Annotated in this window: 27 protein-coding genes and 2 pseudogenes; 27 read left to right on the top strand and 2 right to left on the bottom strand. The window is 42.5% G+C overall.

Going from position 1 to position 23,705, the window contains the following annotated elements; all coding sequences use genetic code 11:
• From HT715_RS08050 to pflA, 18 genes and pseudogenes are all read left to right on the top strand, one after another.
• Positions 1–455, top strand: a pseudogene (locus HT715_RS08050) (N-acetylmuramoyl-L-alanine amidase family protein); the annotation flags it as partial.
• 203 nt (positions 456–658) lie between these two features.
• Positions 659–793: pseudogene (locus tag HT715_RS08045) on the top strand (LPXTG cell wall anchor domain-containing protein); the annotation flags it as partial.
• A gap of 301 nt (positions 794–1,094) precedes the next feature.
• On the top strand, positions 1,095–1,868 hold the full coding sequence (locus HT715_RS08040; RefSeq protein WP_054393098.1) for a TatD family hydrolase: 774 nt from the start codon (positions 1,095–1,097) through the stop codon (positions 1,866–1,868).
• Positions 1,868–2,428, top strand: coding sequence for a ribonuclease M5 (gene rnmV / locus HT715_RS08035; protein WP_100104496.1), 561 nt, complete (start codon positions 1,868–1,870; stop codon positions 2,426–2,428). The genes HT715_RS08040 and rnmV overlap by 1 nt, the downstream gene beginning before the upstream one ends.
• A 71-nt stretch (positions 2,429–2,499) precedes the next feature.
• Positions 2,500–3,399, top strand: a complete 900-nt coding sequence (locus tag HT715_RS08030) for an XRE family transcriptional regulator (protein WP_172922895.1) — start codon at positions 2,500–2,502, stop codon at positions 3,397–3,399.
• 376 nt (positions 3,400–3,775) lie between these two features.
• Positions 3,776–4,072, top strand: a complete 297-nt coding sequence (locus HT715_RS08025; RefSeq protein WP_000815399.1) for a lactococcin 972 family bacteriocin — start codon at positions 3,776–3,778, stop codon at positions 4,070–4,072.
• Between the two features lie 103 nt (positions 4,073–4,175).
• On the top strand, positions 4,176–6,206 hold the full coding sequence (locus HT715_RS08020) for a bacteriocin-associated integral membrane family protein (RefSeq protein WP_172922894.1): 2,031 nt from the start codon (positions 4,176–4,178) through the stop codon (positions 6,204–6,206).
• Between the two features lies 1 nt (position 6,207).
• Complete coding sequence (locus tag HT715_RS08015; RefSeq protein WP_000565529.1) at positions 6,208–6,849, top strand: ABC transporter ATP-binding protein; 642 nt, start codon at positions 6,208–6,210, stop codon at positions 6,847–6,849.
• Positions 6,842–7,150, top strand: coding sequence for a hypothetical protein (locus tag HT715_RS08010; RefSeq protein ID WP_000333264.1), 309 nt, complete (start codon positions 6,842–6,844; stop codon positions 7,148–7,150). The genes HT715_RS08015 and HT715_RS08010 overlap by 8 nt, the downstream gene beginning before the upstream one ends.
• Positions 7,151–7,280: 130 nt before the next feature.
• Complete coding sequence (rsmA, locus tag HT715_RS08005) at positions 7,281–8,153, top strand: 16S rRNA (adenine(1518)-N(6)/adenine(1519)-N(6))-dimethyltransferase RsmA (RefSeq protein WP_172922893.1); 873 nt, start codon at positions 7,281–7,283, stop codon at positions 8,151–8,153.
• Position 8,154: 1 nt separating this feature from the next.
• Complete coding sequence (rsgA, locus tag HT715_RS08000; RefSeq protein WP_172922897.1) at positions 8,155–9,033, top strand: ribosome small subunit-dependent GTPase A; 879 nt, start codon at positions 8,155–8,157, stop codon at positions 9,031–9,033.
• A gap of 10 nt (positions 9,034–9,043) precedes the next feature.
• Positions 9,044–9,700 carry a ribulose-phosphate 3-epimerase gene (gene rpe / locus HT715_RS07995; protein ID WP_172922892.1) on the top strand — a complete coding sequence of 219 codons (657 nt, stop codon included), beginning with the start codon at positions 9,044–9,046 and terminating at the stop codon, positions 9,698–9,700.
• Positions 9,663–10,325 carry a thiamine diphosphokinase gene (locus HT715_RS07990; protein WP_172922891.1) on the top strand — a complete coding sequence of 221 codons (663 nt, stop codon included), beginning with the start codon at positions 9,663–9,665 and terminating at the stop codon, positions 10,323–10,325. Before rpe ends, HT715_RS07990 begins: the two co-directional genes overlap by 38 nt.
• A 1-nt stretch (position 10,326) precedes the next feature.
• Positions 10,327–11,583 (top strand): DNA recombination protein RmuC, encoded by a 1,257-nt coding sequence (locus HT715_RS07985; RefSeq protein WP_171039231.1) that lies wholly within the window; start codon positions 10,327–10,329, stop codon positions 11,581–11,583.
• Positions 11,573–12,517, top strand: coding sequence for a 3'-5' exoribonuclease YhaM family protein (locus HT715_RS07980; protein WP_000703190.1), 945 nt, complete (start codon positions 11,573–11,575; stop codon positions 12,515–12,517). Before HT715_RS07985 ends, HT715_RS07980 begins: the two co-directional genes overlap by 11 nt.
• Before the next feature lie 263 nt (positions 12,518–12,780).
• On the top strand, positions 12,781–13,608 hold the full coding sequence (gene purR, locus HT715_RS07975; RefSeq protein ID WP_000776875.1) for a pur operon repressor: 828 nt from the start codon (positions 12,781–12,783) through the stop codon (positions 13,606–13,608).
• A gap of 60 nt (positions 13,609–13,668) precedes the next feature.
• On the top strand, positions 13,669–14,919 hold the full coding sequence (locus HT715_RS07970; RefSeq protein WP_023936717.1) for a diaminopimelate decarboxylase: 1,251 nt from the start codon (positions 13,669–13,671) through the stop codon (positions 14,917–14,919).
• A gap of 125 nt (positions 14,920–15,044) precedes the next feature.
• Positions 15,045–15,839, top strand: a complete 795-nt coding sequence (gene pflA, locus HT715_RS07965) for a pyruvate formate-lyase-activating protein (protein ID WP_001288274.1) — start codon at positions 15,045–15,047, stop codon at positions 15,837–15,839.
• 74 nt (positions 15,840–15,913) lie between these two features.
• Here pflA and yidC read toward each other — a convergent pair whose 3' ends face one another.
• Both yidC and HT715_RS07955 read right to left on the bottom strand, forming a co-directional pair.
• Positions 15,914–16,840, bottom strand: coding sequence for a membrane protein insertase YidC (gene yidC / locus HT715_RS07960; protein WP_000835946.1), 927 nt, complete (start codon positions 16,838–16,840; stop codon positions 15,914–15,916).
• A 77-nt stretch (positions 16,841–16,917) separates the two neighbouring features.
• Positions 16,918–17,196, bottom strand: a complete 279-nt coding sequence (locus HT715_RS07955; protein WP_001174613.1) for an acylphosphatase — start codon at positions 17,194–17,196, stop codon at positions 16,918–16,920.
• 33 nt (positions 17,197–17,229) lie between these two features.
• Between HT715_RS07955 and HT715_RS07950 the strand changes: the two genes are divergently transcribed.
• The 9 genes from HT715_RS07950 to HT715_RS07910 all read left to right on the top strand — a co-directional run bounded on the left by HT715_RS07950 (position 17,230) and on the right by HT715_RS07910 (position 23,691).
• Positions 17,230–17,970 carry an RNA methyltransferase gene (locus tag HT715_RS07950; RefSeq protein ID WP_050107537.1) on the top strand — a complete coding sequence of 247 codons (741 nt, stop codon included), beginning with the start codon at positions 17,230–17,232 and terminating at the stop codon, positions 17,968–17,970.
• Positions 17,971–18,024: 54 nt separating this feature from the next.
• The gene (locus tag HT715_RS07945) at positions 18,025–18,708 is read left to right on the top strand and encodes a Bax inhibitor-1/YccA family protein (protein ID WP_001016920.1); all 684 of its coding nucleotides are present in this window, start codon (positions 18,025–18,027) and stop codon (positions 18,706–18,708) included.
• 111 nt (positions 18,709–18,819) lie between these two features.
• A complete protein-coding gene (gene asnA, locus HT715_RS07940) occupies positions 18,820–19,812 on the top strand; it encodes an aspartate--ammonia ligase (protein WP_172922890.1) in 993 nt (330 codons plus the stop codon).
• A gap of 64 nt (positions 19,813–19,876) precedes the next feature.
• Positions 19,877–20,416 (top strand): 16S rRNA (guanine(966)-N(2))-methyltransferase RsmD, encoded by a 540-nt coding sequence (rsmD, locus tag HT715_RS07935; RefSeq protein WP_000706960.1) that lies wholly within the window; start codon positions 19,877–19,879, stop codon positions 20,414–20,416.
• The gene (gene coaD / locus HT715_RS07930; RefSeq protein WP_001280764.1) at positions 20,406–20,894 is read left to right on the top strand and encodes a pantetheine-phosphate adenylyltransferase; all 489 of its coding nucleotides are present in this window, start codon (positions 20,406–20,408) and stop codon (positions 20,892–20,894) included. The genes rsmD and coaD overlap by 11 nt, the downstream gene beginning before the upstream one ends.
• Positions 20,878–21,915: a SepM family pheromone-processing serine protease gene (locus HT715_RS07925; RefSeq protein ID WP_007284885.1), complete on the top strand. Its 1,038-nt coding sequence runs from the start codon at positions 20,878–20,880 to the stop codon at positions 21,913–21,915. Before coaD ends, HT715_RS07925 begins: the two co-directional genes overlap by 17 nt.
• 57 nt (positions 21,916–21,972) lie before the next feature.
• A complete protein-coding gene (locus tag HT715_RS07920) occupies positions 21,973–22,203 on the top strand; it encodes a DUF1146 family protein (RefSeq protein ID WP_023933289.1) in 231 nt (76 codons plus the stop codon).
• A gap of 23 nt (positions 22,204–22,226) precedes the next feature.
• Positions 22,227–23,510, top strand: coding sequence for a UDP-N-acetylglucosamine 1-carboxyvinyltransferase (murA, locus tag HT715_RS07915; protein ID WP_000358021.1), 1,284 nt, complete (start codon positions 22,227–22,229; stop codon positions 23,508–23,510).
• On the top strand, positions 23,503–23,691 hold the full coding sequence (locus HT715_RS07910) for a DNA-directed RNA polymerase subunit beta (RefSeq protein ID WP_050225899.1): 189 nt from the start codon (positions 23,503–23,505) through the stop codon (positions 23,689–23,691). The genes murA and HT715_RS07910 overlap by 8 nt, the downstream gene beginning before the upstream one ends.
• Positions 23,692–23,705: the final 14 nt, after the last annotated feature.

The following is a 23,705-nucleotide window of genomic DNA, read 5'->3' as shown; positions in this document are numbered from 1 at the left end:
CTCAACCAGCGGAACCAGCAGGCGGTTCAATGGGTACAGGTTTCTTATTCGGCAACTCTTCATTCTACTACCTCAACAGTAATAGTTCTATGACGAGAGGTTGGAAAAAAGAAAATGGAATGTGGTACTTCTACAATACTGATGGTTCAATGGCCACAGGATGGTTGCTAGACAATGGTTCATGGTACTACCTCAATAGTAATGGTTCAATGGCCACAGGATGGTTACTAGACAATGGTTCATGGTACTACCTCAATAGTAATGGTTCAATGGCCACAGGATGGTTGCTATACAATGGTTCATGGTACTACCTCAATAGTAATGGCGATATGAAAGTTAGCCAATGGTTCCAAGTTAGTGGGAAATGGTACTATGTAGATGAATCAGGTATGCTTGCAGTCAATACAACAGTAAACGGCTATAGAGTCAATGCTAATGGTGAATTGGTAAACTAAATCTAACTGAATGAATCTTAATATTATTTTTTGATAGGATATTAAGGCTGAAAATAACTCCATAATCTCTAGCCAGATTTATGCTACTGGAGATTATGGAGTATTTTGTAATATAAGAGATAATGGAAGGATGAGCCAGTAACTCAACATTCTTATATAATAGATTGAATCTAGAGTAGTACATAGTTACTGATGAAAAATCAACTGTTAAAGTGCCTGCTGGCAAACAACTACCTAACGCAGGTTCAGCATCAAGTGCAGCACTTGCTAGTCTTGGTCTAGTGGTGGCAACAAGTGGTTTTGCTTTGCTAGGAAGAAAGGCTAGACGTAGAAAATAGGATAGCTAGAAAATTCTATTCTCTACTTAAAGTTAGATTATAAGGGGGATTTGGAGAAATCATCAATCCTAGTGATGGGTGAGAAAAGTGAGAACCCAAGATAATCGCACACTTTAGCTGAAAAGGGATATTCTATCAATGTAACCAGTCTCTTCTGTCTCTAACTGTGGGACAGGAGATGGGTAATATCGAGTAGAAAAGCTAGCAGAATAGCTCTATTAAAGAGAGGAGGGAAACCGAAAAATTGGGTACCCCTCCTCTTTTTTGGTATAATAGAAGATAGAAAACGAGGTTAGAAGAGATGATTTTTGATACACATACACACTTGAATGTAGAAGAATTTGCAGGTCGTGAGGCAGAAGAAATTGCCTTGGCTGCTGAGATGGGTGTGACACAGATGAATATTGTTGGTTTTGATCAACCGACGATTGAGCGTGCCTTGGAGTTGGTAGATGAGTATGACCAGCTCTATGCGACTATCGGTTGGCATCCTACAGAAGCAGGGACTTACACGGAGGAAGTCGAGGCTTACTTGCTTGACAAGCTCAAGCATCCCAAGGTTGTGGCTTTAGGTGAAATTGGTTTGGATTATCATTGGATGACAGCGCCCAAAGAGGTGCAGGAGCAGGTTTTTCGCCGTCAGATTCAGCTATCTAAGGACTTGGATTTGCCTTTTGTTGTCCATACCCGTGATGCGCTGGAAGATACCTATGAGATTATCAAGAGCGAGGGAGTTGGCTCTCGAGGTGGTATCATGCATTCATTTTCAGGGACGCTTGAGTGGGCAGAGAAGTTTGTCGAGCTTGGTATGACCATTTCCTTCTCAGGAGTGGTGACTTTTAAGAAGGCAACTGACATCCAAGAAGCAGCTAAAGAGTTACCTTTGGATAAGCTTTTGGTGGAGACGGATGCGCCTTACTTGGCTCCTGTTCCTAAACGTGGTCGCGAAAACAAAACAGCCTATACTCGCTATGTGGTGGACTTTATTGCTGCCTTGCGTGGGATGACGGCAGAAGAGTTAGCGGCGGCAACGACTGCAAATGCAGAACGCATTTTTGGATTGGACAGCAAGTAATGAAAGAGAAAATTTCCCAAGTCATCGTGGTTGAAGGTCGCGATGATACGGTCAATCTCAAACGTTACTTCGATGTAGAGACCTATGAGACGCGAGGTTCTGCCATCAATGATCAGGATATAGAGCGGATTCAGCGTCTACACCAACGTCATGGAGTCATTGTCTTTACAGACCCAGATTTTAATGGGGAGCGGATTCGTCGCATGATTATGACGGCCATTCCAACAGTTCAGCATGCCTTTCTCAAACGAGATGAAGCTGTTCCTAAGTCCAAAACCAAGGGGCGTTCTTTGGGAATAGAACATGCCAGCTATGAAGACCTGAAAACGGCTCTAGCTCAGGTGACAGAACAATTTGAACATGAGAGTCAGTTTGACATCAGTCGTAGCGACTTGATTCGCCTAGGTTTCTTAGCGGGAGCAGACAGTCGTAGACGCAGAGAGTATCTGGGAGAGGCTCTCCGAATCGGTTATTCCAACGGCAAGCAACTCCTCAAACGCCTAGAGTTATTTGGGGTTACTTTGGCAGAAGTGGAAGAAGCTATGAAATCTTATGAGTAGGAAAGATGTAGCCGTTACAATTTTTTAAGTTTCACAGTATTTTTCGAAGCAGGTAGAAGAGGAGGTGTCTGATGTTAATTGGTCAAAAAATTAAAGAGATTCGGATAGAAAAAGGAATTAGTCGTCCAGATTTCTGTGGAGATGAGCAAGAACTGACAGTTCGTCAACTGTCGCGAATTGAAAGTGGAGCTTCGCAACCGAGTTTGCCCAAGTTAGACTATATTGCTCGCCGGCTAGGAGTTCCAGCTTATAGCCTTATGCCGGATTTTTCAGCTCTTCCTCCTGCTTATTTAGAATTGAAATACCAGATTTTACGTGAACCAATTTATGGTAAAGAAGAGGAGTATGATAAGAAAGAAGCGTGTTTGGAAGAGATTTATAAAACATACTTTGATAATCTTCCTAAAGAAGAACAATTAGCATGTGAAGTATTGCAGGCGTGTTTGGATACTTCTAGAACTAGAAGGCCTGAATATGCAGAGTTAATACTTGAGGAACATATTCCTCAGATTATAGAAAAAGAAGCTTATTCAATAAATGATATGTTGTTGGTTCGTTTGTTTTTTTATCAAATGCTCATTAGAAAAGATCTTGCCAAATTTATAAATCAAATCGAAAAGCTAATGTTCTTGCTTTTGGGACAGAAGAAGATAACTCAAATAGAGAATTACTTTATAATTAGAGATACTCTTATTTCAGGAATGTGTTGTCTTGAAAAGGTAGGGGTAACTGATTGTTTTAATGATTATCTATCGTGTTTACAAGAAATTATGGATAAAACTCAAGATTATCAAAAGAAACCTCTTGTATTTATGTTTTTGTGGAAGCAAGCATTAAGAGAAGAAAGAGATTTTAGTTTAGCTGAATCATTTTATCAGTCTTCTAAAACATTTGCGCAGCTAATTGGAGATGAATTTCTAGTAAAGAAATTGACAGAGGAATGGCAAGAGGATGTCAAAAAATATTTATAAACATAGTGAATCAGTGACAAAAATGTCCCTGTTCTCGCATCAAAATAGTTCTAAAGTTCGTCTTTAGAACTGTTTTTTTAGATATAAGCTAAAAATAATATGAAATAGTTAGATTTTAAGGACATTGGTGTCCTTGGAGTTTATTGATATAAGTTTTATAATAGATGACATAGAAATAAGGAGGTGTGATATGTTTGGTTTTATCATGTTTTTAACATATTTTAGTTTTGGAGATTGGTGGCACGGATAGAAAGGAGAATGTAATGAGGTGTTGCTTTGAAAAGGTCTATGATCCATGACTTAGTTTTACTTGAATAGAAAATAGACAATATATAATAAATATTTATGATATAATAAAAAATAGAGGAGTATCAATATGAAACAAACAGTTAAAAAATTAGCCCTTGTAGCGAGTCTTGTAGCAACATTAGGTGGAGGAGTAGCAGTAGTATCGGCCGCGGTTAAGTATCCAGGTGGTGGTGTCTGGACGTATGGTTCGGCTAACGGAGGTGCTTACTCAAACTACTATCACCCCTCAAAATACCATAGTTCAACAGTTTCTAGCAGATGGAATAGTTCATCTGATAAGGGATATGCTGATGCAGGAGGAACATCTCGAGCTTGGATTCGTACTGCGTGGGGCGAGCAAGTAAGCTTTTATTATGATTATTAAAAATTATACACGAGAAAGTAAAAACATTTCTGGGTGAGTTGATAACAATGCTTTGCTTGGTCATCTCTCTAGCAGGTGACCAAGTAACTTTTTGGAGGAAATGATGAAACGTTTATTTATTTTGATTTCAATGGTATTAGTATCGCTTTATATGGTGATAAATTCCGTTGATCATCGAGAAGAGATTTTATTTGGTAACTATCCCTCTGTTGATGTGATGGGTACTGGGCTAGACCAATCAGTAGCTGATCGAGAAAAACTGACAGAGGCTTTGAGTCACTTGGCGGTAGAGCACAATAGTCTCATCGCTCGTCGGATTGTTGAGCCAAATGAAGCTGGAGAAACACGCTTTACCTATGCCACTTATGGTCAGGGAGAGCTTCCAGAAGGTTTGACCATTTCCTCCAAGGAGAGTGCAGAAACGAGTGATTTATTAGGGTCTTACTTGATTGTATCAGGAAGTTTGGATGGAGTGAGCTTACAGACCGCCCTGCAAGAACTTGGTTATAATGGTGTTGTCTCGAATAGAACAGAGGCATTTTCGATGGTCGTCCTCTTGTCTGCTACCCCAATGGGGCTACTGAGTCTAGCTATTTTTCTGCTGACTTTTATGAGTCTGACCCTGATTTATCGGATCAAGTCTCTTCGTCAGGCAGGGATTCGCTTAATCGCTGGTGAGAGCTTGTTTGGGGTGGCTCTCAGACCAGTGTTAGAAGATGTGAGACAGCTTATCTGCTCAGTGCTGCTATCCAGTCTTTTGGGCTTGGGGATTCTCTGGTATCAAGGTGCCTTGTTTATGGCAACTGTGCAACTGGTCATCATTGCTCTTCTATTTTATGGATTGATCCTGGCCGGGATTTCTACCTTACTAAGTGTCGTGTATCTACTTGGTTTACAGGAAAATAGTCTGGTGGATTTATTGAAAGGGAAACTCCCTCTCAAACGTATGATGACATTGATGATGATGGGGCAACTCTTAGCTGTATTGGTTGTCGGATCGAGTGCGACTACTCTCCTACCCCATTACCGTGAAATGCAGGAGATGGAGAGAGCTAGCGATAAATGGAGCCAGTCCTCAGACCGTTACCGTCTATCCTTTGGTTGGTCTAGTGCATTTGCCGATGAAGAAGGAATGCGTAAGGATAATCGTGAGTGGCAGACATTTACTGAAGAACGGTTAGCCAATACAGACTCTTTTTATATCATGAGCAATGTTGACAATTTCTCAGATGGAGCAGAAGTGGACCTAGATGGCAATCGTCTCAGTGACTACACACCGTCAGGGAATGTTATCTATGTCTCACCGCGCTATCTGATAGAAGAAAAGATTACCGTTTCTTCAGAGTTTATGGACAAGATGCAAAACTTGTCTGAGGGAGAGTTTGGGCTGATCTTGCCTGAGAGCTTGCGAGAGCAGTCTGCCTACTATCAAGGATTATTTACAGATTACCTGCAAAGATTTTCATCTGAAAGTGTAGAAGTGACGAGTCAGAAACACTACCTCCCACAGCTAAGGCTAGATTTTACAGAAACAGGACAGGAACGCTTCCTCTATAACGATGGGTACAAGACGACACGTCAGTACCTAAAAGATCCGATTATTGTAGTTCTAACGCCGCAAGCGACTGGAACAAGACCTGTTGCAGGGATGTTGTGGGGAACTACGGCTAATAGTGCCTTGAAACTAGATCGATATGGAGACAGCATCACAGCTCTAAAAGAGCAAGGTCTGTATCACAAGGTCTCTTACTTGGTAAAAAGCCAGCTATTTTTTGCCAAGGTACTAAATGACAAACGGGTGGAGTTTTACTCTCTCCTTATTGGGACGATTTTGACCCTGTCTACGGCTATCTTGTTATTTGATTCCATGAATCTTCTCTATTTTGAGCAGTTCAGACGGGAGCTTATGATTAAACGTCTTTCTGGTATGACAATTTATGAACTTCATGGCAAGTACTTGCTGGCGCAAGGAGGAGTTCTCTTGCTTGGCCTGGTTCTATCTAGTATTTTGACAGGAGATGGTTTGATCAGCGCTCTAGTTGTAGCTTTGTTTACGCTTAACTCCCTCTTGATTTTAGTAAGGCAGGACAAAAAAGAAGAAGCTGGTAGCATGGCAGTATTGAAAGGAAAATAAGATGATTGATATTCAAGGATTGGAAAAGAAGTTTAATGACCGCGCGATTTTCTCTGGTTTAAATCTCAAGCTGGAGAAGGGCAAGGTCTATGCCTTAATCGGAAAGAGTGGAAGCGGAAAGACGACGCTGCTGAACATCTTAGGAAAGTTAGAAAAGATAGATGGTGGAAGGGTTCTCTATCAGGGGAAAGATTTAAAAACCATTCCCACTCGTGAGTATTTTCGAGACCAGATGGGCTATCTCTTTCAAAATTTTGGCCTCTTAGAAAACCAATCAATCAAAGAGAATTTGGATTTGGGCTTTGTCGGTCAGAAAATCTCAAAAGTAGAACGTTTGGAAAGGCAAGTGGAGGCTTTAGAAAAAGTTAATCTAGGATATTTGGATCTAGAACAAAAAATCTATACTTTATCTGGGGGAGAGGCTCAGCGAGTTGCCCTTGCGAAGACTATTTTGAAAAATCCACCCTTGATTTTGGCAGATGAACCAACAGCAGCTCTTGATCCTGAAAATTCAGAGGAGGTTATGAATCTCTTGGTGGGCTTGAAAGATGAAAATCGAATGATCATCATTGCGACCCATAATCCCCTAGTCTGGAATAAGGCCGATGAAATCATTGATATGAGGGAGCTTGCTCATGTGTGAAAAAATCCGTATTCGCAGGGTATCTGATTATCCGAGTGCCAGAGGTGGTTTAGAAGACATCCTCATCATGGAAAATATGACCAATCATCTCCTTTTAGTTCAAATCCGAGTGAATGGCTATTTGCTTGATTTTGCTAGCATTGAAGGGCAAAGGCAAAAGCATTATCGTTTGAAAAATTTACCTCAAACGGTTGAACTGACAGTGGACGACGTGGAGGAGGATGTAGATTTGACCCTACCTGAAAATCGAAGTTATCAAGAAGCTGATTTTTTTGAACGTATGTTTCGAGAGAACCGCTAAGTCCCCTTTTAAAGATTTTCAAGACTATCTTTCTTCACGAGGAAAGATAGTTTTTTGGTATGATTTTCACCCCCAAAATACAAGGGGAATGTGTTACAATAGTAGTAACAGATAATAGAAAAGAGAATAGATGAGAATTGCAGATTATAGCGTGACCAAGGCAGTGCTGGAGCGTCACGGTTTTACCTTTAAAAAGTCCTTTGGGCAAAATTTCCTGACGGATACCAATATCCTTCAAAAGATTGTGGATACGGCTGAGATTGATGACCAGGTCAATGTCATCGAAATCGGGCCAGGTATTGGTGCCTTGACGGAGTTTCTGGCTGAGCGTGCGGCTCAAGTTATGGCCTTTGAGATTGATCATCGTTTAGTGCCAATTTTGGCAGATACTCTGCGTGATTTTGATAATGTGACCGTGGTCAACGAGGACATTCTCAAGGTCGATTTGGCGAAATATATCCAGAATTTTAAAAATCCTGACTTGCCAATCAAGGTAGTGGCTAATTTGCCCTACTACATCACGACGCCTATTCTCATGCACTTGATTGAGAGTGGCATTCCTTTTAGTGAGTTTGTCGTCATGATGCAAAAAGAAGTGGCGGATCGCATCTCCGCTCAACCAAATACCAAGGCTTATGGTAGCTTGTCGATTGCGGTGCAGTATTACATGACAGCCAAGGTTGCCTTTATCGTGCCTCGTACGGTATTTGTGCCAGCGCCAAACGTGGACTCTGCTATTTTGAAAATGGTGCGCCGTCCAGAGCCAGCTGTAGAAGTAGAAGATGAGAACTTCTTCTTTAAGGTTTCCAAGGCTAGTTTCACCCATCGCCGCAAGACCTTATGGAATAACCTGACAGGTTACTTTGGCAAGACTGAGGAAGTCAAGGACAAGCTGACCAAGGCTTTGGATCAAGCAGGCTTGTCACCAAGTGTGCGTGGGGAAGCTCTCAGCTTGGAAGAGTTTGCCAGTCTAGCAGATGCACTTAAAGGGCAAGGGCTCTAAGATGCAGGGACAAATCATTAAAGCCTTGGCAGGTTTCTACTATGTGGAGAGTGATGGCCAGGTTTATCAAACACGCGCGCGTGGGAATTTCCGTAAAAAAGGCCATACCCCTTATGTTGGGGACTGGGTAGATTTCTCTGCCGAGGAAAATTCAGAAGGCTATATCCTCAAAATTCACGAACGGAAAAACAGTCTGGTTCGTCCGCCTATTGTCAATATCGATCAAGCTGTAGTAATCATGTCCGTCAAGGAACCTGATTTTAACAGCAATTTGCTGGATCGTTTCTTGGTTCTTTTGGAACACAAGGGCATCCATCCCATCGTCTATATTTCCAAAATGGATTTGTTGGAAGATGGGGGAGAACTGGATTTTTATAAACAGACTTATGGTGACATCGGCTATGACTTTGTGACCAGTAAAGAGGAACTCCTGCCTTTGTTAACAGATAAGATTACAGTCTTTATGGGGCAGACAGGTGTTGGTAAGTCAACCCTTCTCAATAAAATCGCACCAGACCTCAATCTTGAAACAGGAGAAATTTCAGACAGTCTGGGTCGCGGGCGCCACACTACTCGAGCAGTTAGTTTTTACAATCTTAATGGGGGTAAAATCGCAGATACACCAGGCTTTTCATCACTGGATTATGAAGTAACAAGGGCTGAAGACCTCAATCAGGCTTTCCCAGAGATTGCTACTGTTAGTCGAGACTGCAAATTCCGCACTTGTACCCATACCCATGAGCCGTCTTGTGCAGTGAAACCAGCAGTTGAAGAGGGTGTTATTGCAACCTTCCGTTTTGACAATTACCTGCAATTCCTTAGTGAAATTGAAAATCGTAGAGAAACCTATAAAAAAGTCAGCAAAAAAATTCCAAAATAAGGAGAAACCTATGTCTCAATACAAGATTGCTCCGTCAATTCTGGCAGCAGATTATGCCAACTTTGAACGTGAAATCAAGCGCCTAGAAGCAACTGGGGCAGAGTATGCCCATATCGATATCATGGATGGTCATTTTGTGCCACAAATCAGTTTTGGTGCAGGTGTGGTCGAGAGCCTTCGTCCTCATAGTAAGATGGTCTTTGACTGCCACTTGATGATAGCTAATCCTGAACATCATCTGGAAGACTTTGCGCGTGCAGGTGCGGATATCATCAGCATCCATGTGGAAGCAACGCCTCATATTCATGGGGCCCTCCAAAAAATTCGCTTACTAGGTGTCAAACCTTCGGTTGTCATTAATCCTGGTACGCCTGTCGAGGCCATTAAGCACGTCCTTCACCTAGTTGACCAAGTCTTAGTCATGACAGTTAACCCAGGCTTTGGTGGGCAAGCCTTTCTACCAGAGACCATGGATAAGGTCCGTGAGTTGGTTGCACTTCGTAAGGAAAAAGATTTGAACTTTGAAATCGAAGTGGATGGTGGGATTGATGATAAAACGATTGCTCAAGCCAAAGAAGCTGGTGCGACCGTTTTTGTAGCAGGTTCCTATGTCTTTAAGGGAGATGTCAATGAGCGAGTACAAACTCTCAGAAAACAACTGGACTAGGGTTGCCGTTTTTGCAGGCGGAGACCGTGGTCATTATCGGACGGACTTTGATGGTTTTGTTGGTGTGGATCGGGGCTCGCTCTGGGTCTTGGAAGAAAACCTTCCTCTTACTCTAGCAGTCGGAGATTTTGATTCTGTGACGGAAGAAGAGCGACAGGTGATTCAAAAACGTGCCCAGCATTTTGTCCAAGCCCGACCAGAAAAAGATGATACTGATTTGGAATTGGCTCTCTTGACTATCTTTGAGCAAAATCCTCAGGCTCAGGTCACTATTTTCGGTGCTTTGGGTGGTCGTATTGACCATATGCTGGCTAATGTCTTTCTGCCTAGTAATCCCAAGTTGGCGCCCTATATGCGCCAGATAGCGATTGAAGATGGACAAAACTTGATTTCCTATTGTCCAGAAGGAACCAGTCAGCTAGAACCTCGTTCAGACTATGACTACCTAGCCTTTATGCCAGTTCGGGATAGCCAGCTGACTATTATTGGTGCCAAGTATGAGTTGACAGAGGAAAATTTTTTCTTTAAAAAAGTGTACGCTTCTAACGAATATATAGATAGGGAAGTTTCGGTGACTTGCCCAGATGGCTATGTGGTCGTGCTGCATAGTAAGGACAGGAGGTAGGATGGAAAGTTTACTTGTTCTATTATTGATTGCCAACCTAGCTGGCCTCTTTCTGATTTGGCAAAGACAAGATAAGCAGGAAAAACATCTCAGCAAGAGCTTGGAGGATCAGGCAGATCACTTGTCAGACCAGTTGGATTACCGTTTTGAACAAGCCAGACAAGCCAGGCAGTTAGATCAAAAAGACTTGGAAGTAGCTGTCAGCGACCGTTTGCAAGAAGTGCGAATCGAATTGTACCAAGGTCTGACTCAGGTCCGTCAAGAAATGACAGATAATCTCCTCCAAACCAGAGACAAGACCGACCAACGTCTCCAAGCCTTGCAGGAATCAAATGAGCAACGTTTGGAACAAATGCGCCAGACAGTCGAGGAAAAGTTAGAAAAGACCTTGCAGACACGCTTACAGGCCTCCTTTGAGACAGTTTCCAAACAACTGGAGTCTGTCAATCGTGGCCTTGGAGCAATGCAGACAGTTGCCCGTGATGTCGGCGCCCTCAACAAGGTTCTCTCTGGAACCAAGACGAGAGGGATTCTGGGAGAATTGCAACTGGGGCAAATCATCGAAGACATCATGACCCCTGCCCAGTATGAACGAGAATATGCAACGGTTGAAAACTCCAGTGAACGAGTGGAGTATGCCATTAAGTTACCTGGACAGGGTGATCAGGAATATGTATACCTACCGATTGACTCCAAGTTTCCTTTGGCTGATTATTACCGCTTGGAAGAAGCCTATGAAGCAGGTGATAGGGACGAGATTGAACGCTGTCGTAAATCGCTTTTAGCAAGCGTCAAGCGCTTTGCCAAGGATATCAAGAGCAAGTACATAGCACCGCCTCGGACGACCAATTTTGGAGTCTTGTTTGTTCCGACAGAAGGTCTCTACTCAGAAATCGTCCGCAATCCTATCTTCTTTGATGATTTGAGACGGGAAGAACAGATTATTGTTGCAGGTCCAAGTACCCTATCAGCCCTTCTTAACTCCCTATCAGTTGGATTCAAAACTCTCAATATCCAAAAGAGTGCCGACCATATCAGTAAGACTCTTGCCAGCGTCAAGACCGAGTTTGGCAAGTTTGGTGGTATTCTGGTAAAGGCACAAAAACATCTCCAACATGCCTCTGGCAATATTGATGAATTATTAAACCGTCGTACCACAGCTATCGAGCGGACGCTCCGTCACATTGAGTTGTCAGAAGGTGAGCCTGCGCTTGATCTACTCCATTTCCAAGAAAATGAGGAAGAATATGAAGATTAGTCACATGAAAAAAGATGAGCTGTTTGAAGGTTTTTACTTAATCAAATCAGCTGACCTGAGGCAAACTCGAGCTGGGAAAAACTACCTAGCCTTTACCTTCCAAGATGATAGTGGCGAGATTGAGGGGAAGCTCTGGGATGCCCAACCTCATAACATTGAGGCCTTTACCGCAGGTAGGGTTGTCTACATGAAAGGGCGCCGAGAAGTTTATAACAACACTCCACAGGTCAATCAAATCACTCTCCGCCTGCCGCAAGCTGGTGAACCCAATGACCCAGCTGATTTCAAGGTCAAGCCACCGGTTGATATCAAGGAAATTCGTGACTACATGTCGCAAATGATTTTCAAAATTGAAAATCCTGTCTGGCAACGGATTGTCCGAAATCTCTACACCAAGTATGATAAGGAATTCTACTCCTATCCAGCAGCCAAGACCAACCACCATGCCTTTGAAACAGGCTTGGCCTATCATACGGCGACCATGGTGCGCTTGGCAGATGCCATTAGCAATATTTATCCTCGGCTCAATAAGAGCCTGCTCTATGCGGGAATTATGCTGCATGACTTGGCCAAAGTTATCGAGTTGACGGGACCAGAACAGACTGAGTATACAGTGCGAGGCAATCTTCTTGGACATATCGCTCTCATTGATAGCGAAATTACCAAGACGGTTATGGAGCTCGGCATCGATGATACCAAGGAAGAAGTCGTTTTGCTTCGTCACGTCATCCTCAGTCACCACGGCTTACTTGAGTATGGAAGCCCAGTCCGTCCACGCATTATGGAAGCAGAGATTATTCATATGATTGACAATCTGGATGCCAGCATGATGATGATGTCAACAGCTCTGGCTTTGGTGGATAAAGGAGAGATGACCAATAAAATCTTCGCTATGGACAATCGTTCCTTCTATAAACCAGGTTTAGATTTATAATTTAAGAAAAATGAACATTTTTTAGAATAAGAATGTTCGTTTTTTTCTGTGAATATGGTATAATAAGTAAAAGACAAAAATGAATACTCTTCGAAAATCTCTTCAAACTAGGGTAGTATCGCCTTGTCGTATGTATATATGCAGGTATATTACAGACTTTGTCAGTTCTATCGACAATCTCAAAACAGTGTTTTGAACCACCAGTGACCAGCTTTCTAGTTTGCTTTTTGATTTTTTGAATAAAAATGGAATAGGAAATAGAAATGAAATTAAGAAGAAGTGATCGGATGGTTGTCATTTCCAACTATTTGATTAATCATCCTTATAAACTAACTAGTCTCAATACTTTTGCTGAAAAGTATGAATCTGCTAAATCATCCATCTCAGAAGATATCGTCATTATCAAACGCGCCTTTGAGGAAATCGAAATCGGTCACCTCCAGACTGTGACTGGGGCTGGCGGAGGTGTTATCTTTACACCATCAATCTCAAACCATGATGCTAAGGAAATGGTTGAAGACTTGCGTGCCAAGTTGTCAGAAAGTGACCGTATCTTGCCAGGTGGCTACATCTACCTGTCTGATTTACTTAGCACACCAGCCATCTTGAAAAATATTGGTCGCATTATTGCCAAGAGCTTTATGGATCAAAAAATTGACGCGGTTATGACAGTAGCAACCAAGGGTGTGCCACTTGCAAATGCAGTTGCCAATGTCCTCAATGTCCCTTTTGTCATTGTGCGCCGTGACCTGAAAATTACCGAAGGTTCAACGGTTAGCGTCAACTATGTATCCGGTTCAAGTGGTGACCGTATCGAGAAAATGTTCCTTTCAAAACGGAGTCTCAAGGCAGGTAGCCGTGTCTTGATTGTGGATGATTTCTTGAAAGGCGGCGGAACTGTCAATGGGATGATTAGTCTCTTGCGCGAATTCGACTCAGAATTGGCAGGTGTAGCGGTCTTTGCGGACAATGCCCAAGAAGAACGTGAAAAGCAGTTTGACTACAAGTCACTCTTGAAGGTAACCAATATTGATGTCAAGAACCAAGCCATCGATGTTGAGATTGGTAATATTTTTGACACAGAAGAATAAAGGATAAAGGTTGGAACGGTTGTCCCAGCCTTTCTTTGCAAATAGAATAGAAGGAAACTTATGAAAACACCATTTATTAATAAAGAAGACTTAGAAGCGATTGTAGCCGAGTTCCCAACTCCCTTTCACTTATATGATGAGAAGGGAATTCGTGAGAAGGCAAGAGCCGTCAACCAAGCCTTTTCGTGGAACAAGGGCTTTAAGGAATATTTTGCAGTTAAGGCTACTCCAACCCCAGCTATTTTGAAAATTCTCCAAGAGGAAGGCTGTGGTGTGGACTGCTCTAGTTATGTAGAGCTTTTGATGAGCCATAAACTGGATTTCCCTGGTTCTGAGATTATGTTCTCTTCAAACAATACGCCAGATAAGGAATATGCCTATGCGCGTGAATTAGGTGCGATCATTAACTTGGATGCCTTTGAAGATATTGAACATTTGGAGCGAGCAGCAGGCATTCCAGAAATCATCTCATGTCGTTATAATCCTGGAGGCGTTTTTGAACTGGGGACAGACATTATGGATAATCCTGGGGAGGCTAAGTTTGGTATGACCAAGGATCAACTCTTTGAATCCTTTGCCATCTTGAAGGAAAAAGGAGCCAAGACTTTTGGGATTCACTCCTTTCTAGCATCCAATACTGTCACCCATCTCTATTATCCAGAGTTGGCGCGTCAGCTTTTTGAATTGGCTGTTGAAATCAAGGAAAAACTGGGTATTTCACTAGACTTTATCAATCTTTCCGGGGGTATTGGAGTCAACTATCGTCCTGAGCAGGAGCCAAATGATATCGCCTTGATTGGTGAGGGAGTTCGTAAGGTGTATGAAGAGGTTCTTACTCCAGCAGGTCTTGGTCAGGTCAAGATTTTCACCGAATTGGGTCGTTTTATGCTGGCACCTCACGGTGCTTTAGTCACAAGAGTCACTCATAAGAAGAAAACCTACCGTACCTATCTAGGTGTGGATGCATCAGCAGTCAACCTCATGCGTCCAGCTATGTACGGAGCCTATCACCATATTAGCAACATGACTCATCCAGATGGATCAGTTGAAGTGGTAGATGTGGTTGGTTCACTCTGTGAAAACAATGATAAATTTGCAGTCAATCGCGAACTGCCTTATACAGAAATCGGTGATTTGCTGGTCATTCATGATACAGGTGCCCACGGTTTTTCAATGGGCTACCAGTACAATGCCAAACTTCGTTCTGCGGAAATCCTTTATACTGAAGAAGGCAAAGCCCGTCAAATCCGCCGTGCAGAGCGCCCTGAAGACTATTTTGCAACCTTGTATGGTTTTGATTTTGAAGAATAATCTGAGAATAGATTGAAAATGAAATTGAAAAACAGATTGCTTTCTAAAAAATAGGTAAAAATCTTGTTTTTCCTTCAAGTCGTGATATAATAAAACTATAAAACGTTTTCAAGGAAGGTAACGATATGTCTGAAGAAACAATTGATTATGGACAAGTGACAGGAATGGTGCATTCGACAGAAAGTTTTGGGGCGGTAGATGGCCCTGGTATTCGCTTTATTGTCTTTTTACAGGGCTGTCACATGCGTTGCCAGTATTGCCATAACCCAGATACTTGGGCTATGGAGTCCAATAAATCACGTGAACGGACGGTAGATGATGTCTTGACAGAAGCCTTGCGCTACCGTGGTTTCTGGGGAAATAAGGGCGGGATTACAGTCAGCGGAGGAGAAGCACTCTTGCAGATTGATTTCCTGATTGCCCTTTTCACCAAGGCTAAGGAACAAGGAATCCACTGTACCTTGGACACCTGTGCCCTTCCTTTCCGTAATAAACCACGTTACCTTGAAAAGTTTGACAAACTCATGGCTGTCACTGACTTGGTTCTCTTAGATATCAAGGAAATCAACGAAGAACAGCACAAGATTGTTACTAGCCAAACCAATAAAAATATCTTGGCCTGTGCCCAGTATCTATCAGATATTGGAAAACCTGTCTGGATTCGCCACGTGCTAGTTCCAGGATTGACAGACAGAGACGATGACTTGATTGAACTTGGTAAGTTCGTCAAGACTCTTAAAAATGTGGATAAGTTTGAAATTCTGCCTTATCACACCATGGGTGAGTTTAAATGGCGTGAATTGGGAATTCCCTATTCCCTCGAAGGGGTTAAACCACCAACAGCAGACCGCGTTAAGAACGCTAAACAACTCATGGATACCGAAAGTTACCAAGACTATACGAAACGTGTACATGGATAGAAAAGAAGCCTGATGGAAACATCGGGCTTTTGACTTGCAAAAAGACTTAGCAAATCAGCTAAGCCTTTTTCTTCTTATCTCGAACGTTGTTTTCCAGCGTTGCGATTTTTGTGTTTTTTCTTGCTTGTGATAGCAGTTGGTTGTTCAGGGGTAACGTCTTTTCGTCCACTTGGTGTAGAGAAAGCACGTGCTTTTGGTGGATTCTTAGCTAGTTCTTCACGGACTTTTTTGCGAAGTTTTGGACGAACGATATAGTTGACGATAAACTGTTGGAGAATCATCATGAAACCACCGACAACCCAGTAAAGTGTGACACTAGCTGGTGAGAAGAGGGAGAAGACGACGATCATGAGTGGGCTCATGTAAATCATTTTCTTGATTTGTTCTCTTTGCATTTCATCTTCTACTCCGTGAAGTGAAAGGAGCGATTGAAGATAGTAAAGGACACCAGCGAAGGCAACCAAAATCATACTTGGAGAACCTAGAGGAATTCCTAGGTAGCTTGCTTGAGCAACACCTTCAGTATGTTGGGCAGCAAAGTAGATAGCTGAGAAGAAAGGCATTTGAAGGAGGAGAGGGAAACATCCTACACCACCAAACATGCTGATGCCGTGCTCTTTTTGAGCAGCAAAGAGAGCTTGTTGGGCTTCGAGTTTTTCTTCTTGAGTAGTCGCTTCCTTGAGACGAGTTTGATGTGGCTCAAGGACGTGCTTGAGGGCATTCATCTTTTCAGAGTGAAGCGTTGCCTTCCATGATTGGTAGATACCAAGTGGCAAGATAATCAAGCGCACGATAATGGTTACGATGATGATAGCGACACCAAAGCCTAGACCTTGATCAGTAGCGAAGTACTTGATAGCTTCAGCCATAGGCGCTCCGATCGTATTCCAAATAAATCCTGTCGGCTGACCTGTGGTTTTATCGACATTGACACAGCCAGTTAAGACAAGCAACATAGCCACTCCCATAGCCGAGAATGCAAAACGTTTAATAGATTTCACTGTTTTTATTCCTTCTTTAAAAATTATACCTTTCTATTCTACTGTTTTTTTACAAAATATACAATAGTTCTGGAGACCTAATTTGCGATTTTAAAGTCAGAGTAGGGAGGAAAGTTGCTTAGTTTGACATCTAAGTAGCTTACTTTTGAAAAAGGTGTCGGTCCTTTTCGGATTTCTTGGATAAATTTTGCCATGATAGCAGATGAGTCTGCTTGGGCTAAGATTTCCACTGTGCCATCGTCGTTATTCCATACCCGACCTGTGATGCCACCGATTTCAAGGGCCAGGCTATAAACACCCCAACGAAAGCCGACTCCCTGCACCCTACCTTGGGCAATCATTCTAACCTTTTGCATACCAAACCCCTTTGATTGTGTTATAATATTTCTATGACTATTATAACCTCAAAAGCCAATTCTGTGGTAAAAAATGCTAAGAAATTACACCAAAAAAAATACCGCAAGTCTGCCTATTTGATTGAAGGCTGGCACTTGTTTGAAGAAGCTGTCCAAGCTGGAGTGACGATTGAGAAAATCTTTGCCCTAGAAAGTTACCGAAATCAGTTAGCTGCTTTTCCGCAAACTATCTGGGTGTCAGAGGATATTTTACTAGATTTGGCGGATTCTCAGACTCCACAGGGAATCGTTGCGGTGGTTCAAAAAGAAGAAGTAGGACAAGCTGACTTTAGTCAGGGCAAGTTCTTGTTTTTGGAAGATGTGCAAGATCCTGGTAATGTAGGAACCATCATTCGAACTGCGGATGCAGCAGGCTTTACAGGAGTGATTGTTTCAGATAAATCGGCAGATATCTACAGTCTCAAGACCTTACGTTCCATGCAAGGCAGTCATTTTCATCTGCCTATTTACCGGATGACTAGCCAAGCGCTCCTTAAGGAAACCAAAGAGGCAGCTATCCCTGTGCTAGCTACAACCCTATCTAAAGATTCTGTTGATTACAGAGAACTGCCTCCTATAGAAAATTTTGTACTAGTCATGGGAAATGAGGGCCAAGGAATTAGTCCCCTTATGGCTGAAAGTGCAGACCAGTTGGTCCATATTAGCATGAAGGGGCAGGCGGAGAGTTTGAATGTTGCCATTGCAGCTGGTATTTTGATTTTCCATTTAAGCTAATTTTAACTTTTTTTGTTATAATCAAGGAAAGATGTTCATAGAAAAGGAGAAAAGATGAATCACACTATTATACATGACCGTGTAGGTCTCAATCAATTTTACGCTAAGGTATATGCCTTTGTTGGTCTGGGAATCGGACTATCTGCTTTGGTATCAGGCCTTATGTTGACGGTCTTTCAGTCTCAGTTGGTTTACTTTTTGATGCAGGGGCGTCTCTGGTTGACCATTGCAACCTTTGCAGAATTGGCCTTGGTTTTCGTTGCCAGTAGCATGGCTTCAAGAAATAGTCCAGCTGCTCTTCCAGTATTTTTGCTATACTCTGTTTTAAACGGTTTTACCCTTAGTTTTGTGGTAGCCTTCTATACTCCGGGTACAGTTTTATCTGCCTTTGTATCGAGCTCCCTTCTCTTCTTTGTCATGGCTGCAGTTGGTATCTTCACCAAGAAAGATTTGAGCGGTCTTGGTCGAGCTATGATGGCGGCTCTGATCGGTTTGATTATTGCTATGATAGTCAATATTTTCTTGTCTAGTGGTTTCTTTGATTATATGATTAGCGTAGCCATGGTTTTGGTTTTTTCAGGGTTGATTGCTTGGGATAACCAAAAGATTCGCCTCGCCTATGAACAATCACAAGGTCGTGTAGCGACAGGCTGGGTGGTGTCAATGGCTCTCAGCATCTATCTTGATTTTATCAATCTTTTCCTAAGTATTCTACGTATCTTTGGTCGCAATGACTAAAAGGTCTATGAAATCAGTGTTTTGAGTGACACTGATTTTTTTAAAATTTTCTCTTTTCTTTTCTTGGAAATAGGTGTATAATATGTTTATTAAATTTTTGAGGAGTTGTCTATGAAGAAAAGTTTTATCCATCAACAAGAAGAAATTTCCTTTGTCAAAAACACTTTTACCCAGTATTTGAAAGATAAGCTAGAAGTTGTCGAAGTTCAAGGTCCTATCTTGAGTAAGGTCGGTGACGGAATGCAGGACAACCTGTCTGGTGTGGAAAATCCAGTATCGGTCAAGGTTCTCCAAATCCCTGATGCTACTTATGAAGTGGTGCACTCACTTGCTAAATGGAAACGCCACACCTTGGCTCGTTTTGGCTTTGGTGAAGGAGAGGGTCTCTTTGTCCACATGAAAGCCCTTCGTCCAGATGAGGATTCCTTGGATGCAACCCACTCTGTTTATGTTGACCAGTGGGACTGGGAGAAGGTTATCCCAAATGGTAAGCGTAACATCGTTTATCTAAAAGAAACAGTTGAGAAGATTTATAAGGCTATTCGCCTGACTGAGCTAGCTGTTGAAGCTCGCTATGACATCGAGTCTATCTTGCCAAAACAAATCGCCTTTATCCATACAGAAGAATTGGTAGAACGCTACCCAGACTTGACACCTAAAGAACGTGAAAATGCGATTTGTAAAGAATTTGGAGCCGTCTTTTTGATTGGTATCGGTGGCGAGTTGCCAGATGGTAAACCGCACGATGGACGTGCACCAGACTATGATGACTGGACAAGCGAGTCTGAGAATGGCTACAAGGGTCTAAATGGTGATATTCTTGTCTGGAATGAGTCTTTAGGTGGAGCCTTTGAGTTGTCTTCTATGGGAATTCGTGTAGATGAAGAAACTCTTAGACGTCAGGTGGAAATTACAGGTGATGAAGACCGCTTGGAATTGGAATGGCACAAGTCTTTGTTGAATGGCCTATTCCCATTGACAATCGGTGGAGGAATTGGACAATCTCGTATGGCCATGTTCCTACTTCGCAAGAGACACATCGGAGAAGTGCAAACAAGTGTTTGGCCTCAAGAAGTCCGCGATACTTACGAAAATATTTTGTAGAGAATCGAACCGCAAGGTTCGGTTTTCTTTCTCTTTTTGTCTATAATTTGGTATAATAAACAGTATGAAAATCGTATCAGGAATCTATGGGGGACGTCCCCTCAAGACACTAGAAGGCAAGACAACAAGACCTACTTCGGATAAGGTTAGGGGAGCCATTTTTAACATGATTGGTCCCTACTTTGAAGGGGGACGAGTCTTGGACCTTTATGCAGGTAGTGGTGGTTTATCTATCGAAGCAGTATCGCGTGGCATGTCCAGTGCTGTTTTGGTGGAGCGAGACCGTAAGGCTCAGACCATCGTGGCTGAAAATATCCAGATGACCAAGGAAGTTGGAAAATTTCAACTCCTCAAGATGGATGCAGAGAGGGCATTGGAACAGGTATCTGGGGAATTTGACCTCGTTTTCTTAGACCCTCCCTATGCCAAGGAACAAATCGTAGCAGATATTGAAAAAATGGCTGAGAGAGAGCTTTTTTCTGAAGATGTTATGGTTGTGTGCGAGACGGATAAGGCCGTTGAACTTCCAGAAGAGATTGCCTGTCTGGGTATCTGGAAGGAAAAGATTTATGGAATTAGTAAGGTGACAGTCTATGTCAGATAAGATTGGCTTATTCACAGGCTCATTTGATCCGATGACAAATGGGCATCTGGATATGATTGAACGGGCGAGCAGACTCTTTGATAAGCTCTATGTCGGTATTTTTTTTAATCCCCACAAACAAGGATTTCTTCCTATCGAAAATCGTAAACGGGGGTTAGAAAAGGCTGTGAAACATTTGGGAAATGTTAAAGTCGTGTCTTCTCATGATGAATTGGTGGTCGATGTCGCAAAAAGACTGGGGGCTACTTGCCTAGTGCGAGGCTTGAGAAATGCGTCGGATTTGCAATACGAAGCCAGTTTTGATTACTACAACCATCAGCTGTCTCCTGATATAGAGACTATTTATTTACATAGTCGACCTGAACATCTCTATATCAGTTCATCAGGCGTTAGAGAGCTTTTGAAGTTTGGTCAGGATATTGCCTGCTATGTTCCCGAGAGTATTTTGGAGGAAATAAGAAATGAAAAAAAAGATTAGATGGCCCTTATACGTCATTGCGGCCTTGATTGTGACTTTCTTGGCATTTGTAGTGCCCTTGCCTTATTATATAGAGGTTCCAGGTGGTTCGGAAGATATTCGCCAAGTCCTTAAAGTAAATGACACAGAAGATAAGGAAGCTGGTGCCTATCAATTCGTTACGGTTGGTGTTCAACATGCCACTTTAGCTCATATGATTTATGCTTGGTTGACACCTTTTACAGATATTCGTAGTGCTCAGGAGACTACAGGTGGTTCTTCCGATGTTGAATTTATGCGAATCAATCAATTCTACATGCAAACATCGCAAAATATGGCCAAGTATCAAGGACTAAAAACAGCTGGTAAGGATATCGAACTCAAGTACTTTGGCGTTTATGTTTTGAATGTGACGGATAATTCAACCTTTAAAGGGATTCTCAATATCTCTGATACGGTCACAGCAGTCAATGATCAGACCTTTGATAGTTCCAAAGACTTGATTGATTACGTCAGTTCTCAAAAATTAGGGGACTCCGTCAAGGTCACCTATGAAGAGGATGGGCAAACCAAGTCTGCAGAAGGAAAGATTATCACCTTGGAAAATGGAAAAAATGGGATTGGAATCGGCTTGATTGATCGTACAGAGGTAATCAGCAATGTCCCAATTAGCTTTTCAACAGCTGGTATTGGCGGCCCAAGTGCTGGTCTCATGTTTAGTCTAGCTATCTATACTCAAATAGCTCACCCAGATCTTCGTAATGGTCGTATTGTTGCTGGTACAGGTACCATTGACCGCGATGGGAATGTGGGGGATATTGGAGGTATTGATAAAAAAGTTGTAGCTTCGGCTAGGGCAGGTGCCGCTATTTTCTTTGCCCCTGATAATCCTGTTAGCGAAGAAGAACAAAAAGCACACCCGGATGCAAAAAACAACTACCAAACAGCCCTAGAAGCATCCAAAACAATCAAGACAGATATGAAAATCGTGCCCGTTAAAACCCTACAAGATGCAATTGATTACTTGAAAAACAATCCCTAGTTTTTAAGTGAAGTTTCCAAACTAGCGCACAAACAGAGAAGATGGTATAATAGTCAAATGGTTCAATTATTATTCACTCTAAGCAGTCACATGCTCTTTATTTATGTGAGTTTTTACCTTTTAAAGGATCTTGTTAGATGGGAAAAGGTTTTAAAAGTGACAGCTGAGAATACAAGAAAAGTTCGTTTATTAGTAGGTTTTTTCAGCATTGTAATGGGCTATATCTTGAGTTCTTTCTTTATCAGCCTGTATCATTTGTGGCAAGAAGCGCTTAGAGGATTATTATAAAATCAAGAGTAAAGGAAACGAGTATGGACAAAATTGTTGTTCAAGGTGGCGATAATCGTCTGGTAGGAAGTGTAACCATCGAAGGAGCAAAGAATGCAGTCTTGCCCTTGTTGGCAGCGACTATTCTAGCAAGTGAAGGAAAGACAGTCTTACAGAATGTACCGATCTTGTCGGATGTCTTTATTATGAATCAGGTGGTTGGTGGTTTGAATGCCAAGGTTGACTTTGATGAGGAAGCCCATCTTGTTGAGGTGGATGCTACTGGCGACATCACTGAGGAAGCCCCTTACAAGTATGTCAGCAAGATGCGCGCCTCCATCGTTGTATTAGGGCCAATCCTTGCCCGTGTGGGTCATGCCAAGGTATCCATGCCAGGTGGTTGTACCATTGGTAGCCGTCCTATTGATCTTCATTTGAAAGGTCTGGAAGCTATGGGGGTTAAGATTAGTCAGACAGCTGGTTACATCGAAGCCAAGGCAGAACGCTTGCATGGCGCTCATATCTATATGGACTTTCCAAGTGTTGGTGCAACGCAGAACTTGATGATGGCAGCGACCCTAGCTGATGGGATGACAGTGATTGAAAATGCTGCGCGTGAGCCTGAGATTGTTGACCTAGCCATTCTCCTTAATGAAATGGGAGCTAAGGTTAAGGGTGCTGGTACAGAGACCATTACCATTACCGGTGTTGAGAAACTTCATGGTACGACTCACAATGTAGTCCAAGACCGTATCGAAGCAGGAACCTTTATGGTAGCTGCTGCCATGACTGGTGGTGATGTCTTGATTAAAGATGCTGTCTGGGAGCACAACCGTCCCTTGATTGCCAAATTGCTTGAAATGGGAGTGGAAGTGACGGAGGAGACGGAAGGAATTCGCGTTCGCTCTCAACTAGAAAATCTAAAAGCTGTTCATGTGAAAACCTTGCCCCACCCAGGATTTCCAACAGATATGCAGGCTCAATTTACAGCCTTGATGACAGTCGCAAAAGGGGAATCAACTATGGTGGAGACAGTTTTCGAAAATCGTTTCCAACATCTAGAAGAAATGCGTCGCATGGGCTTGCATTCTGAGATTATCCGTGATACAGCTCGTATTGTTGGTGGTCAACCTTTGCAGGGAGCGGAAGTTCTTTCTACTGACCTTCGTGCCAGTGCAGCCTTGATTTTGACAGGTTTGGTAGCACAGGGAGAAACTGTGGTCGGTAAATTGGTTCACTTGGATAGAGGTTACTACGGTTTCCATGAGAAGTTGGCGCAGCTAGGTGCTAAGATTCAGCGGATTGAGGCAAGTGATGAAGATGAATAAGAAATCAAGCTACGTAGTCAAGCGTTTACTTTTAGTCATCATAGTACTGATTTTAGGTGCTCTGGCTCTAGGAATCGGTTTAATGGTAGGTTATGGAATCTTGGGCAAGGGTCAAGATCCATGGGCTATCCTGTCTCCAGCAAAATGGCAGGAATTGATTCATAAATTTACAGGAAATTAGGCTGGAGAACCAGC

It is taken from the genome of Streptococcus sp. 4155, from assembly GCF_013276695.1.
Classification (GTDB): domain Bacteria; phylum Bacillota; class Bacilli; order Lactobacillales; family Streptococcaceae; genus Streptococcus; species Streptococcus pseudopneumoniae.
Note: the sequence above shows the minus strand (reverse complement) of the source record. Positions and strands in the feature narration are given on the sequence as shown.

Excerpts from the sequence above, each read along its gene's own strand:
- HT715_RS08040 (WP_054393098.1), top strand. The coding sequence starts at position 1,095 with ATGATTTTTGATACACATACACACTTGAATGTAGAAGAATTTGCAGGT.
- rnmV (WP_100104496.1), top strand. The coding sequence starts at position 1,868 with ATGAAAGAGAAAATTTCCCAAGTCATCGTGGTTGAAGGTCGCGATGAT.
- HT715_RS08030 (WP_172922895.1), top strand. The coding sequence starts at position 2,500 with ATGTTAATTGGTCAAAAAATTAAAGAGATTCGGATAGAAAAAGGAATT.
- HT715_RS08025 (WP_000815399.1), top strand. The coding sequence starts at position 3,776 with ATGAAACAAACAGTTAAAAAATTAGCCCTTGTAGCGAGTCTTGTAGCA.
- HT715_RS08020 (WP_172922894.1), top strand. The coding sequence starts at position 4,176 with ATGAAACGTTTATTTATTTTGATTTCAATGGTATTAGTATCGCTTTAT.
- HT715_RS08015 (WP_000565529.1), top strand. The coding sequence starts at position 6,208 with ATGATTGATATTCAAGGATTGGAAAAGAAGTTTAATGACCGCGCGATT.
- HT715_RS08010 (WP_000333264.1), top strand. The coding sequence starts at position 6,842 with ATGTGTGAAAAAATCCGTATTCGCAGGGTATCTGATTATCCGAGTGCC.
- rsmA (WP_172922893.1), top strand. The coding sequence starts at position 7,281 with ATGAGAATTGCAGATTATAGCGTGACCAAGGCAGTGCTGGAGCGTCAC.
- rsgA (WP_172922897.1), top strand. The coding sequence starts at position 8,155 with ATGCAGGGACAAATCATTAAAGCCTTGGCAGGTTTCTACTATGTGGAG.
- rpe (WP_172922892.1), top strand. The coding sequence starts at position 9,044 with ATGTCTCAATACAAGATTGCTCCGTCAATTCTGGCAGCAGATTATGCC.
- HT715_RS07990 (WP_172922891.1), top strand. The coding sequence starts at position 9,663 with ATGAGCGAGTACAAACTCTCAGAAAACAACTGGACTAGGGTTGCCGTT.
- HT715_RS07985 (WP_171039231.1), top strand. The coding sequence starts at position 10,327 with ATGGAAAGTTTACTTGTTCTATTATTGATTGCCAACCTAGCTGGCCTC.
- HT715_RS07980 (WP_000703190.1), top strand. The coding sequence starts at position 11,573 with ATGAAGATTAGTCACATGAAAAAAGATGAGCTGTTTGAAGGTTTTTAC.
- purR (WP_000776875.1), top strand. The coding sequence starts at position 12,781 with ATGAAATTAAGAAGAAGTGATCGGATGGTTGTCATTTCCAACTATTTG.
- HT715_RS07970 (WP_023936717.1), top strand. The coding sequence starts at position 13,669 with ATGAAAACACCATTTATTAATAAAGAAGACTTAGAAGCGATTGTAGCC.
- pflA (WP_001288274.1), top strand. The coding sequence starts at position 15,045 with ATGTCTGAAGAAACAATTGATTATGGACAAGTGACAGGAATGGTGCAT.
- HT715_RS07955 (WP_001174613.1), bottom strand. The coding sequence starts at position 17,196 with ATGCAAAAGGTTAGAATGATTGCCCAAGGTAGGGTGCAGGGAGTCGGC.
- HT715_RS07950 (WP_050107537.1), top strand. The coding sequence starts at position 17,230 with ATGACTATTATAACCTCAAAAGCCAATTCTGTGGTAAAAAATGCTAAG.
- HT715_RS07945 (WP_001016920.1), top strand. The coding sequence starts at position 18,025 with ATGAATCACACTATTATACATGACCGTGTAGGTCTCAATCAATTTTAC.
- asnA (WP_172922890.1), top strand. The coding sequence starts at position 18,820 with ATGAAGAAAAGTTTTATCCATCAACAAGAAGAAATTTCCTTTGTCAAA.
- rsmD (WP_000706960.1), top strand. The coding sequence starts at position 19,877 with ATGAAAATCGTATCAGGAATCTATGGGGGACGTCCCCTCAAGACACTA.
- coaD (WP_001280764.1), top strand. The coding sequence starts at position 20,406 with ATGTCAGATAAGATTGGCTTATTCACAGGCTCATTTGATCCGATGACA.
- HT715_RS07925 (WP_007284885.1), top strand. The coding sequence starts at position 20,878 with ATGAAAAAAAAGATTAGATGGCCCTTATACGTCATTGCGGCCTTGATT.
- HT715_RS07920 (WP_023933289.1), top strand. The coding sequence starts at position 21,973 with ATGGTTCAATTATTATTCACTCTAAGCAGTCACATGCTCTTTATTTAT.
- murA (WP_000358021.1), top strand. The coding sequence starts at position 22,227 with ATGGACAAAATTGTTGTTCAAGGTGGCGATAATCGTCTGGTAGGAAGT.
- HT715_RS07910 (WP_050225899.1), top strand. The coding sequence starts at position 23,503 with ATGAATAAGAAATCAAGCTACGTAGTCAAGCGTTTACTTTTAGTCATC.